General features: G+C 67.8%; 11 protein-coding genes. 4 read left to right on the forward strand and 7 right to left on the reverse strand.

The genetic code is table 11. The features are described 5' to 3' along the window. Nucleotides 1-217: 217 nt before the first annotated feature. The 3 genes from AB0F43_RS11625 to AB0F43_RS11635 form a co-directional block, all read right to left on the reverse strand. Nucleotides 218-682, reverse strand: coding sequence for a bifunctional nuclease family protein (locus AB0F43_RS11625; RefSeq protein ID WP_360474512.1), 465 nt, complete (start codon nt 680-682; stop codon nt 218-220). Between the two features lie 162 nt (nt 683-844). Then, the gene (locus AB0F43_RS11630; RefSeq protein WP_360473975.1) at nt 845-1,723 is read right to left on the reverse strand and encodes an NUDIX hydrolase; all 879 of its coding nucleotides are present in this window, start codon (nt 1,721-1,723) and stop codon (nt 845-847) included. Between the two features lie 89 nt (nt 1,724-1,812). Continuing rightward, complete coding sequence (locus AB0F43_RS11635; protein ID WP_360473977.1) at nt 1,813-3,972, reverse strand: RNA degradosome polyphosphate kinase; 2,160 nt, start codon at nt 3,970-3,972, stop codon at nt 1,813-1,815. A 106-nt stretch (nt 3,973-4,078) separates the two neighbouring features. Here AB0F43_RS11635 and AB0F43_RS11640 point away from each other — a divergent pair, with 106 nt between their 5' ends. Beyond that, nucleotides 4,079-5,140, forward strand: coding sequence for an alpha/beta hydrolase (locus tag AB0F43_RS11640; RefSeq protein ID WP_360473979.1), 1,062 nt, complete (start codon nt 4,079-4,081; stop codon nt 5,138-5,140). Here the strand turns inward: AB0F43_RS11640 and AB0F43_RS11645 are convergent. The 3 genes from AB0F43_RS11645 to mshD all read right to left on the reverse strand — a co-directional run bounded on the left by AB0F43_RS11645 (nt 5,137) and on the right by mshD (nt 7,718). Continuing rightward, the gene (locus tag AB0F43_RS11645; RefSeq protein WP_360473981.1) at nt 5,137-6,072 is read right to left on the reverse strand and encodes a PKD domain-containing protein; all 936 of its coding nucleotides are present in this window, start codon (nt 6,070-6,072) and stop codon (nt 5,137-5,139) included. The two genes, AB0F43_RS11640 and AB0F43_RS11645, sit on opposite strands and share 4 nt — an antisense overlap. Next, entirely contained in the window at nt 6,069-6,683 is a 615-nt protein-coding gene (locus AB0F43_RS11650) for a DUF6318 family protein (RefSeq protein WP_360473983.1), read from the reverse strand. Before AB0F43_RS11650 ends, AB0F43_RS11645 begins: the two co-directional genes overlap by 4 nt. 207 nt (nt 6,684-6,890) lie before the next feature. Then, nucleotides 6,891-7,718 (reverse strand): mycothiol synthase, encoded by an 828-nt coding sequence (mshD, locus tag AB0F43_RS11655; RefSeq protein ID WP_360473985.1) that lies wholly within the window; start codon nt 7,716-7,718, stop codon nt 6,891-6,893. A 208-nt stretch (nt 7,719-7,926) separates the two neighbouring features. Here mshD and AB0F43_RS11660 point away from each other — a divergent pair, with 208 nt between their 5' ends. Beyond that, nucleotides 7,927-9,714 (forward strand): bifunctional metallophosphatase/5'-nucleotidase, encoded by a 1,788-nt coding sequence (locus tag AB0F43_RS11660; RefSeq protein ID WP_360473987.1) that lies wholly within the window; start codon nt 7,927-7,929, stop codon nt 9,712-9,714. Between the two features lie 560 nt (nt 9,715-10,274). Beyond that, nucleotides 10,275-10,583, forward strand: coding sequence for a hypothetical protein (locus AB0F43_RS11665; RefSeq protein WP_360473989.1), 309 nt, complete (start codon nt 10,275-10,277; stop codon nt 10,581-10,583). A 421-nt stretch (nt 10,584-11,004) separates the two neighbouring features. On the opposite strand, the gene AB0F43_RS11670 is transcribed toward AB0F43_RS11665, so the two are convergent. Beyond that, a complete protein-coding gene (locus AB0F43_RS11670; protein WP_360473991.1) occupies nt 11,005-11,244 on the reverse strand; it encodes a MoaD/ThiS family protein in 240 nt (79 codons plus the stop codon). A gap of 162 nt (nt 11,245-11,406) precedes the next feature. Here AB0F43_RS11670 and AB0F43_RS11675 point away from each other — a divergent pair, with 162 nt between their 5' ends. Continuing rightward, the gene (locus AB0F43_RS11675) at nt 11,407-12,114 is read left to right on the forward strand and encodes a response regulator transcription factor (RefSeq protein ID WP_360473993.1); all 708 of its coding nucleotides are present in this window, start codon (nt 11,407-11,409) and stop codon (nt 12,112-12,114) included. Nucleotides 12,115-12,186 lie beyond the last annotated feature (72 nt).

Below are 12,186 nucleotides of genomic sequence, written 5' to 3' on the forward strand. Positions count from 1 at the left end.
GGTGAACGAGCGGTGAACGATTCCGATAGCGTCGGCGACGCTTGGCATGCCGCCAGGCGGCCAACAGGTGAACTGAGTTAAGAGCCGTGACTCTGCGTCGATTCCAACGACCGCTGGCTCACGTCCCGGTAACGCTCGGCGCACCGTCCGGGTGAACGCGCGACTCGCCGTACGGCGCACACGGTAGTACGTCGTGGTGGCACGCGGGCCGGGCGAGTCAGCTGGAGAAGTCCTCCGGGGCGACGCCGTCGAGGAACTGGCGGAAGCGTTCGAGCTCGGCCTGCTCCTCTTCCGGGGTCGCGACGCCAGCCTCGCGCAAGACCTCTTCGGTACAGCGGATCGGGGTGCCGAGCCGGACCGCGAGGGCGACCGAGTCGCTCGGCCGGGCCGAGACGCGGGCTCCGTTGGCCAGCACAAGCTCGGCGTAGAAGACGGCGTCGCGCAGCTCGACGATCTCGACTGCCTCGATGCGCACGCCGAACGCCTCGATCAGGTCGCGCATCAGGTCGTGGGTGAGCGGCCGCGACGGGCGCAGCCCCTGCTCCTCGTAGGCGATCGCGGTCGCCTCGACGGAGCCGATCGAGATCGGCAGGTAGCGGTAGCCATCGGTCTCGCGCAACATCATCACCGGGGCCCGGTTGGGCGATTCCATCCGGATCCCGATCAGTGTCAGTTCTCGCATCATCGTCATGGTGCGCCCCGAACCTCTCCTCAGACCCGGGCCCGGTGGGGCGCCAGGTTCCTCGGTAGGAACATACCCGTCACTTCCAGAGTCATCCGGACGCCCCGGCGGCTGTGCCTGGATCGTCACCGACCCGTGCTGGTTGCGCGTCCGGCCCGGTGTCTAGGGAGCGGTGAACCGCTCGTAGACGAGACGTCCGTCACTCAGCCGGTGAGCAACCAGGAAGGCTCCGGGTGAGAACTTGCCGACCCTCAGCCCGAGCTCCCGGGCCAGTGCAGGCAGCACCGGCCGGTGCGAGCAGACCACCGTCACCTTGCCCGGCTTCCACGCCTTCTCGGCCAGGCCGGCGAGTGCACTCGGGTCCTCGTGGTACCCACGCTCCGAGATCTCCGGCCAGAGGTGGATCTGCCTGTCGATCGAGGCGGCGTACGGCGTGAGTGTCGCAATGCAACGCTCCGCGTCGCTGGTGATGAGCTTGTTCACCCCCAGCGCTCCCAGTACGGCGGTCAGCCGCTCGGCCTGGTTCTTCCCGTTGGTGCTGAGCGGCCGCGCTGTGTCCTTGCTCTCCCAGTCCTTGCGCTTGACCGCCTCGGTGTGACGTAGCAGGACCAGTGTGGAGCTGACAGGTACGACGCGGCCGAGGCAGTCGAGGATGTCCACGTCACGCGGGTAGCTGAGCTTGGTGCGCGCCTTGTCCAGTGGAAGCCAGGCGACTTCGTCCACCTCGCTGTTGGGCTGGAAGTCGGCACCGTCGAGTGGTGTCGCCGACCAGTAGTGGACGAGCTTCGGCGCGGTCGCGCCGTTCTTGCGGACGGTGTAGCGCTGCACGCCGAGCGGTGGACCCAGCACCACCTGCTGTCCGGTCTCTTCCTCGATCTCACGCCGTGCAGCGACCAGCACGTGCTCGTTCGGCGCGAGCTTGCCCTTCGGGAGTGACCAGTCGTCGTACCGGGGCCGATGCACGAGCAGCACCTGCAGGCTGCCGCGGCGCTCACGCCAGACGACACCACCCGCGGCGATGACGGTCGCCGGGGTGCTCATACACGTCCTCGCTTCGCTCCGGGCGCGCATGAGACACGACATGCGCTGCGTTTGATGATGAGCTCGCTGCGCTCGCTCATGGAATCACCCTAGGTAATGGGGTCGGCAGTTCTGCGACGGCCACGCGTGGCGATGAGTCTTTCCTGCAGATCGCGCAGCGGTGCGCCGTCCGGCCCGGTGAGCTTGGCCTGCCAGGTGTCGTCGGACTGCAGCCACCACGAGCCGGTGCGCTCATCGAAGCCGAGGTCGAACAGCTCACGGAGTTCACCGACGTGGTCCGGCTCCTTCAGTTGCACCAGGACCTCCACCCGGCGGTCGAGGTTGCGGTGCATGAGGTCCGCCGAGCCGATCCACACCTCCGGCTCCCCGCCGTTCTCGAACCAGAAGACCCGGCTGTGCTCGAGGAACCGGCCCAGGACGCTGCGCACCTGGATGTTGTCGGACAGCCCGGGGACACCGGGGCGGAGCGTGCAGATGCCGCGGATCCACAGCTCCACGGGTACGCCGGCCTGCGACGCCCGGTAGAGCGCATCGCACAGAGCCTCATCGACCAGGCTGTTCACCTTGATCCGGACCCGGGCCGGGCGGCCGGCCAGGTGATGCTGCACTTCCCGGTCGATCCGCTCGAGCAGTCCGCGCCGTACCGACTGCGGAGCGACCAGGATCCGCCGGTAGCCGGCGCTGCGAGCGAAGCCGGAGAGGTGGTTGAACAGGTGCGCGACGTCCTCGGTGACCACCTTGTCGCTGGTCAGCAGGCCGAGGTCCTCGTACAGCCTGGCGGTCTTGGGGTGGTAGTTCCCGGTGCCGATGTGGACGTACCTGCGCAGGCCGTCCGGCTCCTCGCGGACCACCATCGACAGCTTGCAGTGCGTCTTGAGCCCGATCACGCCGTACACGACATGACAGCCGGCATGCTCCAGCTGGCGGGCCCACTTGATGTTCGCCTGCTCGTCGAAACGGGCCTGGATCTCCACCAGCACCAGCACCTGCTTGCCGGCCTCGGCGGCGTCGATCAGCGCGTCCACGATCGGCGAGTCACCGCTGGTCCGGTACAGCGTCTGCTTGATCGCGAGCACGTGCGGGTCGGCCGCGGCCTGCTCGATGAACCGCTGCACGCTGGTCGAGAAGGAGTCGTACGGGTGATGCACCAGTACGTCGCGCTGCTTCAACGCGTAGAACATGTCCGCCGGGTTGGACGTCTCCACCTCGGCCAGGTGCGGGTGCGTGGAGGGGACGAAGGCCGGGTACTTGAGCTCGGCCCGGTCCAGGCCGGCGATCGCGAACAGGCCGCGCAGGTCCAGCGGGCCGGGCAGCTCGAACACCTCCGCCTCGGTGACACCCAGCTCCGACAGCAGCAGTGCCCGCACCTGCGGGTCGATCGACTCCTCCACCTCGAGCCGGACCGGCGGACCGAACCTACGGCGCAACAACTCCTTCTCGAGTGCGGCCAGCAGGTTCTCCGCGTCGTCCTCCTCGACCTCGAGGTCCTCGTTGCGGGTGACCCGGAAGGTGTGGTGCTGGGTGACCTCCATGCCCGGGAACAGCTGCCCCAGGTGGGTCGCGATGACGTCCTCCAGCGGTACGAACCGGCCCTCGGCCACCGGGATGAAGCGCGGCAGCAATGGCGGCACCTTCACCCGGGCGAAGTGCTCGCCACCGGTGTCGGGGTTGCGGACCACGACGGCCAGGTTCAGCGAGAGGCCGGAGATGTACGGGAACGGGTGCGACGGGTCCACCGCCAGCGGGGTCAGCACCGGGAACACCCGGTCCCGGAAGAACCGGGTCATGTCCTCGCGCTCGCTGTGCTCCAGGTCGTCCCAGCGCAGGATGTCGATGCCCTGCTCGGTCAGCGCCGGCTGGACCGCCTTCCGCCAGGTCTCCGCGTGCCGGTCCATCAGCTCGCGGCTGCGGGCCAGGCTCTGGTCGAGCACCCCGCGGGGGTGCAGCCCACTGGCCGCCCGCACCGCGACCCCGGCCGCGATCCGGCGCTTCAGACCGGCGATCCGGACCATGAAGAACTCGTCCAGGTTGCTCGCGAAGATGGCCAGGAACTTGGCCCGCTCGAGCAATGGGATCCGGTCGTCCTCGGCCAGCTCGAGGACGCGCTGGTTGAAGGCGAGCCAGCTCAGCTCACGATCCGAGAAACGGTCCGCCGGCAAGTCGCCGGCCGCAGTGATGTCGTACGGCGGCTCGACGTCGTACTCCCGGTTGTGGGATGCCAGCAAGTCTCCAGCCACGTTGACCAGCATCGCACCCTTTGGTGAACGAGAGGTTGCCGAGGGCATGTCGGTACGTGGTCGCCCCTCTGCCTGGTGGTTGCCTACTGCGCTGCTTCTGTTGCTAGCGTCACTCCTTGTGAACCCACGACTGGACTCGCTGCTCCGCGGCACGGTCACCGCCGTACAGGCGAACGCCTTGACGCCGCTGTACGCGCTGCCCACGGCCGTCCGGCGCCGGCTCGCCGGTGCTCCGATCCAGATCGACGGCAACACCCTCGACCCGGAGCTGCAGCTGCTTCTCCGGGTGGAGTCGTTGTTGCCGAGTACAACGAAGTCCGATGTGGCCACTGCGCGCGCGCACCTGCGGACCCTGTGCAAGCTGATCTCGGGTCGCCCGCGCGAGCTGCAACGCGTGACCGAACTCACCGTCCGCGGCGCCGACGGCCAGCTCGGTGCCCGCCTCTACGTACCCCGCGACCCCGGCCGTGGCCTACTGGTCTTCTTCCATGGCGGCGGCTGGGTCGTCGGCGACCTCGACACACACGACGGGCTGTGCCGCTCGATCGCTGCCGATGCCGGCATCCGGGTGCTGTCCGTCGACTACCGGCTCGCCCCGGAGGCCCCGGCGCCGACCGCGGCCGAAGACGCCATCGCCGCCTTCACCTGGGCCGTCGAACACGCTGAAGACCTCGGCGCCGACCCGAAACTGGTCGCCGTCGGCGGTGACAGTGCCGGCGGCAACCTGGCCGCCGTCGTAGCCCAGCAGTGCGTACGCCGCGACCTCCCGCGCCCTGCCCTCCAAGTACTGCTCTATCCCGCCCTCGACCTGGTCAACCGACGCCCCAGCCGGGACCTCTTCGGCGAAGGCGGCTTCATCCTCACCGAGGACGACATCATCTGGTACCGCGACCACTACACCCCGGACCCGGCCATCCGCCCCGACCCCCTCGTCTCCCCGCTCCTGGCAGACGACCTGACCGGCCTGGCCCCCACCTACATCACCACCGCCGGCTTCGACCCCCTCCGCGACGAAGGCACCGAGTACGCCGAAGCCCTCCAAGCCGCCGGCGTCCAGGTAACCCACGCCCCCCACCCCTCCCTGACCCACGGCCACAGCAACCTACAAACCCTCCCCGGCACCACCCGCCAAGCCCACCACGCCCTAACCACCCACCTGAAAACCACCCTCAACCCTTAACCCCCCGGCTCCACCAAAACCGGCACCGCCTCCCGAACCTGCAACGGCGTGGCCGGCCCCGTCACCGGGATCGTCCCACCCACGTACTGCCACCCGGTCCCCGCAACGTTGAACCGCGCCGCGTAATTCGTCGTCACCGTCAGATTCACCGCCCCCCGCTTCAAATACTTGTGCGTGATCTCTTTCGCCGGGTACGGCTTGCCCGGTGAGGTTGTCGTCAACTTCGCACCATCGCCAAAGCGCCACGTATAGCTCATCGCGGTGGCCTCGACTGTCACCGGGAATCCCAGAAGTTGAACGGTAGCCGTGGTCACCCCTCGATCCTGGGTATACACAATGGTGTCCAGATTGACCAACGTCCGACCCTTCGGCTGAACCTGCACGGTCAATTCCGGAAACAACACCACTCTCCGCTGCGCCAGAATTTGCTCCCAAGTCACATCCTGTGGTTGTGGCGGTGGCTGGACGACCACAGGCGGCAAGGTGCGTCGTGTTGGTGTCAGAGTCTCGGGCTCAACGGGCTGGCAACGTGCCGGCCCCGGGACCGATCCATCGGCTTCGCGCAAGCCGCAGATGCCGGTGTTCAGTCTGAAATCCTTCTCTCTCACCGGCGAATCCGGACGTGCCGACTTCTCTTTATTCCGGCCGGATGGGTTTTTGGCGTCCGCTGACTTCGCGGCACCTTTCTTCCGCTTCGGCGCTGGCGCATCGCGTTTCAGCCGGTTGGACTTGATGGTGCTGCCTTTGAGTTCGATCCCCGACTTGGTCTGCCCACCGATGACGGTCGGAGGCGTCGGCGTGGCGGCAATCACCGGCGCTTCAGGTATCGTCGTCGCGGCCGCGTCAGCGGTGCTGACGACACCTACCGCCGAGCGAAACCAGAGACCTCCGGCGACGAGGACGGCTACGCCGACCAGGCGGCGGTATCTCATCGTTCCTCGAATTGGGTCTCGTACATCACCCAGTTTTGACCGCTCGGCGACAGCGCGATCTGGTCGGTGAACTCGGTCGCCTTGCTCACAATGGGCTTGGCAGACGGGCTGTTCTTCGTCGTGTAGCTCCCGACGGCGATCACAGCCGAGCCGCCTAGTCGGCCGCTGGCGCCCCGGACGAGCTCAGCTACCTCCTTGACTCGCTCCTGGTAGTCCCCCGTGAGACCTCCATTGGCCGCGTTCACCTTTGCCACGTAGGCGGCGTACTCCTTGCAACCTTCACAACCGGCTTCGCTGGCGCTCAGCAGCGCCGCCGTGTCACCAGTTGTCGCGGCGTAGTTCTTGAGCTCCACGTAGTACCGATAGAACGCCTCGGCGGCGGCCAGAGTGAGGCCGTTCGCGGCCGCTGGGCGCTCTGGTGGGCCGCTTGAGGTGGGCGGGGCGGGCGTCGAACTGGATGCGGTCGGGGTCGTGCTGGGGGTGGTTGAGGCGGTCGGTGGGTTGGTGTTGGGGCGGCCGGCTTCTGGGCTGCTTGGGGTGCAGGCGGCTAGGAGTGTGGTGGTGGTTAGGCAGGCCAGGAGGAGGTGTTGAGGTTTGTTGCGGTTAGTCACGAGTGTCAGCCCTCCGTAGTCGATAGTGATCGTAACGGGGGGTGGGAGCGACTGGGACGGGAAATTTTGGGCCTGTGGACAAGGAGGTCGGGCCAGGAGCCGTCCGGCTGAGGGTTAAAGGCTCGGACGGCTCCTGGTTGGTGGTGGGACGGGGGTAGGCGGCGGTTTATGACGCGGAGTGATGGAGTGGACTCGGTGTGATGCCGTTCACAGTGAGGTGGTGGGGGTGAACTGGACGTCTAGGGCGGCTGTGGTGAAGCCGAGGTTGGTGTAGAGAGCGCGGGCTGCGGTGTTGGTGCCGTCGACGTACAGGACGATCGTGTCCAGGCCTCGGTCCTCCTGGAGGTGGTGTAGGCCCTGAAGGGTTAGGGCCTTGCCCAGGCCGCTGCCTTGGTAGGCGGGGGATACGCCGACGACGTATACCTCGCCGACCCCCTCCTCGACCTTCGTCCAGTGGAAGCCGGCCACCGCGCCAGTACGTGAGTCCACCGCCAGGAAGAAGCCGGACGGGTCGAACCACGGTTGCTGGATTCGCTCCGCCAGGTCCTCAGCTGTCCAGCTGCCCTGCTCCGGGTGGTCCGCGAACGCCTGGCTGTTCACCTCCAGCCACGCCGCCTCGTCCTGTCCGGGTACGAACGTCCGTACGGCGATCCCGTCAGGCCAGACCGGCTCCGGGAGGGCGGCTCTCGTACGGCGGAGGAAGTACAGCTCGCGGCTTACTTCCAGTCCGAGCCGCGCTGCGAGTTCGTCGCTGCCAGGCAGTCGTCCGTGTGCCCACACCCGGAGCCGGGCGCCACCGTGGTCGAGCAGCATGCGTAGTAGCGCCGTACCGGTGCCTTGTCGTCTGGCCGTGGGGGTGACCACCAACTCGGCTGAGCCGTCCGGGGACAAGGCGCCGTACCCCACGAGGTTCTCTGCGGTCTGGAGGCCTGTCACCTCGAGCGTGCCTGGGTCGCCTTCGTACGCGAGGACGTGCAGGTCGCCCGGGTGTTCGCCATCGAGGTGGAGCAGGGTGCGTTCCGAGAGCGGGTTCACACCGTCGCTCTGTGCGGCCGCGCGGGCGATTTCCGTAACGGCGGCGGCTGTAGCCGGGGGCAACGGTGAGGGTACGGCTTCGAGAGTCACCGGAATACCGTAAAAGGTCCGGGTCAGTTCATGCTCAGGTCCTTGGAGAGGCCGCGGAAGGTCGGGTAATTTCTCGGAACCGCGCACCAGCGGTGACCGAGACTACGACGGAGTAGACATGGCCTTCACAGGACGAGACAAGACGTGGCTGCGGGGACGGCGGGTGGCTGGCCTGCTCGCCGCGGGGACGGCTGCGGCACTCGCCTTGGCCACGGGGGGAACCGTGACCCAGGCTGCGACGACGGCGAAACCCACGCCGACGCACACCCAGATCCAGCTGCTCGCCATCAACGACTTCCATGGCAACCTGGCGCCAAACAGTCCGACCAGTTCGAGCGGTAACGTCAATGGCACGCCCGCGGGCGGCGCCGAGTTCCTCGCGACGCACCTGAAGCAGATGCGCGCGGCCGCCGCGGCCAAGGGCCAGCAGTCCGTCACCGTGGCCGCGGGTGACCTGATCGGTGCCTCGCCACTGCTGTCGGCCGCGTTCCACGACGAGCCGACGATCGAGGCGTTGAGCGGGATGGGCCTGGAGGTCGCCTCCGTCGGTAACCACGAGTTCGACGAGGGCTGGCGCGAACTGCTCCGGATGCAGACCGGTGGCTGCCTGCCGGACGGCGACGGGCAGAACAACCAGAACTCGTGCCCCGACCCGCAGACGCCCTTCCAGGGGGCGAAGTTCAAGTACCTCTCGGCGAACGTGTTCTTCGAGAACACCCAGAAGACGCTGTTCGCGCCGTACAAGATCAAGACCTTCAAGGACGGCCGCAAGGTCGCCTTCATCGGGATGACGCTGGAGAACACGCCGAACATCGTCACCAAGTCCGGTGTCGAGGGGCTGACCTTCACCGATGAGATCGAGACCGCGAACAAGCTGGTCCCGATCCTGAAGAAGAAGGGCGCGGAATCGATCGTCGTGCTGCTGCACGAGGGTGGGTTCCCGGCCGACCCGCGGGCGTACAACAGCTGCCCGGGGATCTCCGGCCCGATCGTCGACATCAACGCCGGGCTGGACCCAGAGATCGATGCGATCATCTCCGGCCACACCCACCAGGGCTACAACTGCACGCTGCAGGACAAGGCCGGCCAGCCGCGGCTCGTGACCAGCGCTTCCTCGTTCGGCAAGCTCGTCACCGAGGTGCGGTTGAGCATCGACAACAAGACCGGCGACGTCGACCGGGCGAACACCGTCGCCAGCAACCAGATCGTCACCCAGGACGTGCGGAGGGACCCCCGGACCAGCGCGCTGATCACGAAGTACCAGGACCTCGTCGCGCCGATCTCGAACAAGGTGATCGGTCACATCACCACGCCGACCGTCTCCCGGACGGCGGACGGCTCGCTCGAGTCGCCGCTGGGCAACCTCATCGCGGACGCTCAGCTCGCCGACACCTCGACCGTCACGGACGGCAAGATCCCGGTGGTCGCGTTCATGAACCCGGGCGGCATTCGTGAGCATCTCGTCTCGAACGGTGGCGAGGTGACCTTCGGGGCGGCCTTCACCGTCCAGCCGTTCAACAACTACCTGGTGTCGATGGACATGACGGGTACCCAGATCAAGGCGTTGCTGGAGCAGCAGTTCTCCGGCGTGAACGGTCCGGAAGCGCCGAAGTTCAAGGTGCTCCAGGTCGCCGGCATCACCTACACCTGGAACCCGGCCGCGGCCGCGGGCTCGAAGGTGGTCCCCGGTTCGATCAAGATCGCCGGCCAGCCGCTGGTGGACGGTACGACATACCGGATCGTCACGAACAACTTCCTCTCCGACGGCGGCGACGGCTTCCCGGCCTTCACCACCGCGACGAACAAGTTCTTCGGCGGCCTCGACATCGACGCCTTCGCCAACTACCTGACCGCCCACGACCCGTACACCCCCGTCCCCACCAACCGCATCTCCGTCGGCTCCTGAGTCCAACCCCGGCACGGCGCTGATCCGCGCCGTACCGGGTCGCTCGGGGCCTTCATTCGTACGCCGGTACGCCGTGAACTCACGGCGTACCGGCGACCCGACGGGAGCCGGTCCACGGTCGTGAGCGGGTCTCATCGCCCGAGGCACTGCGGTTTCAGTTCGAGATCCGCCGGGGTGCAGCAGTCTGGGGTTCTGTGGGTGCCGGAGTCTGAGGTTCTGCGGAGACGGTGGTCCGTCCCACGCGGGAGCAGTCTGAGGTCTGCAGAGCGTCGCAGTCTGCGGGGCGTAGCAACCCGAGATCCTGCGGGGCGTAGCACTCCCATGTGCTGCGGAGTGCCGTCGCCCGGAGGTCCTGCGGGCGCTCCAGTCTGACGTCCTGTGGGGCGGGGGACTGACGGTTTGTGGGGCTCGCGCGTTGCGGCAATTCGCGTGGGTCGGTCGGTCGCGCCAGCTGCTGGGCGGGCCGGGGGGCTTGGGCGGCTTGGAGGTTGAGTGGGCAGCTTTTTGTTTTGGGTGGGGGCTGGTACATTGCGTACTCGGTCTTTCACGGAAGGTGACCGATGGCGCACGTTGCTCCGACTTCGCATCGTCGTGCGACCCGTGCGTCGCATCGCGGGCATCGCAGTGAGAACGGGCCGATCCAGATCACTACCTGGCTGGGGCTCACGTTCGCGATGATTCTCGGCCTGGTGTTGACCGGGCGTTCACATGTGGGTGTTCATGCGGCCGGCGTCACGCTGCTGGTGATGCTGGTGCCGCTGACTGTCGCGGTGTTCGGTGCTGGTCTGCGGCGCGGGATCGGCTCCGGGAAGGCGGCGCTGTCCACAGCCGTCGCCCTCACCTTCGTCTTGCTCAAGTTCTTCCTCTGAGCGATCCGTTCATCCTCTGACCGACCGCGCCCTGCCTCCCCGCGCGCCGATTCCCGCGGACGGGGTTCGCGCTGACGGGTCCGCACGGCCGGGGTTCGCGCGGTTGGGGCGTGCGCGGAGGGGGTCGCTCGGATGGGCTCCTGCGGACGGGTTCGCTTGACCGACCGCGCACTGCCTTCCGCGCACCGACTCGTGAGGACTGGTGCGCGCGGATGGGTTCGCGCGGACGGGGCTCCGCCGGGCGGGGCTAGCGCGGACGGGGTTCGCTCCGGCGGGGCTCCGGCGGACGGCGTTCGCGCGGCGGGATTCGCGAGGGCGGGGCTAGCGCGGCGGGATTCGCGGGGGCGGGGCTAGCGCCGGCGGGGCTTGCGCGGGCGGGGGTCGCGCGATGGGGCTCGCGCGGGCAGGTTGCTCAGGGTGGTTAGCCGCCGGCGAATGGGGGGAGGGCGTCTACTTGGGCACCGGGGTGGAGGGGGGTGTTGGGGTCGGCGCGGTGGCCGTCGAGGAGGAAGGTGCAGATGCCGAGGACGCGGGCGAGCTCGGGGCGGTCGGCGGAGACGGTGCCGATCAGGTCCCGGATCGAGGTGGCGTCGGCGGTCGCGGAGGACTCGCCTGCGGCCGCGCGCGCGGCGGCGAAGTACCTGATGGTCACTTCCGGCATCTGAGCGAACGCCTCACTAATCGGTTAAGTCTCCGCTATTATGTCAGCTTGCTGTTGCTATCCAGTGTGTCTCAGGCCCCCGGCAATGACGCCGTCGGGGCCTGACGTGCAAAAGGACCGGATCGCTGACCGCGGATCCGCCGACCAGCACAAGGAGACAGCGTGAGTACGTTGCTTCTGCTGACGAACGCGTTGCAGGCCTCCACCGAGGTGCTGCCGTCGCTCGCCCTGCTGCCGCACCAGATCCGGATCCTGCCCGCCGAGGTCGCCGCGCTGGTCGACGCCCCCGACGCCGATGCCGTCCTGCTCGACGCGCGTCGCGACCTGGTCGCGGTGCGTGGCGTGTCCCGCCTGATCCGGACCACCGGGGTCGACGTACCGCTGATTCTGGTCGTGACCGAGGGCGGCCTGACCGCGGTGAACGCGGACTGGGGCGCGGACGACGTACTGCTCGACACGGCCGGACCGGCCGAGATCGAGGCCCGCCTGCGGCTGGTGATCGGCCGGCTCGCCGCGGCCCGGAACGAGGAGCCCGACAGCAGCCTGATCCGCACCGGTGACGTCGTGATCGACGAGGCGTCGTACACGGCGAAGTTGAACGGGCGGGCGCTCGACCTGACCTACAAGGAGTTCGAGCTGTTCAAGTTCCTCGCGCAGCACCCGGGGCGGGTGTTCACCCGGGAGCAGTTGCTGCAAGAGGTGTGGGGGTACGACTACTTCGGTGGTACGCGGACCGTCGATGTGCATGTACGGCGGTTGCGCGCGAAGCTCGGCCCGGAGCACGAGGCGCTGATCGGCACGGTCCGCAACGTCGGCTACCGCTTCGTCCTCCCGCCCACCACCCGCGAGACCGCGGACGCGAACGCCTGACCCCTTCACACCTCGCAAGCCGCCAGAGCCCAGCTCTTGGCGGCTTGTCTGTTTTCGGCATGTAGTCGAGTC

Origin of the sequence: Kribbella sp. NPDC023972 (assembly GCF_040639075.1) — a bacterium.
GTDB lineage: Bacteria > Actinomycetota > Actinomycetes > Propionibacteriales > Kribbellaceae > Kribbella.